The sequence below is a fragment of the Affinundibacterium fentianense genome, assembly GCF_018139545.1.
Classification (GTDB): Bacteria; Pseudomonadota; Gammaproteobacteria; order Burkholderiales; family Burkholderiaceae_D; genus Undibacterium; species Undibacterium fentianense.
Genome location: NZ_JAGSPJ010000042.1, coordinates 1 through 282, shown reverse-complemented (window position 1 = coordinate 282; position 282 = coordinate 1). Strand labels below are relative to the sequence as shown.

The 282-nt window shown below is 50.4% G+C and carries 1 protein-coding gene; it reads left to right on the top strand.

Annotated features, from left to right (window positions below):
* Window positions 1-102: 102 nt before the first annotated feature.
* On the top strand, window positions 103-282 hold a 180-nt coding region (locus tag KDM90_RS17695; RefSeq protein ID WP_212676947.1), incomplete at its 3' end, for a type II 3-dehydroquinate dehydratase.

Sequence of the window (282 nt, the reverse complement as noted above, 5' to 3'; positions counted from 1 at the left end):
TGAATGATACCGAAGGCAATCTTATCGGCTTCCATTCTATGTAGTTAGCGGGCCGTCCTGCTATTATTCGGCATCGACTTACCACTTCCTAAGGAATCAGCCATGCCCTCAATTTTGGTATTAAACGGCCCTAATCTCAACTTACTAGGTCAACGCGAGCCAGCGCAATACGGCCACAATACGCTGGCCGATGTGGAAGCGCTGTGTGTGGAAACCGGCAAGCGGCTAGGCGTGGAAATCAACTGCCTGCAAAGCAATCACGAAGGCGTTTTGATTGATGCG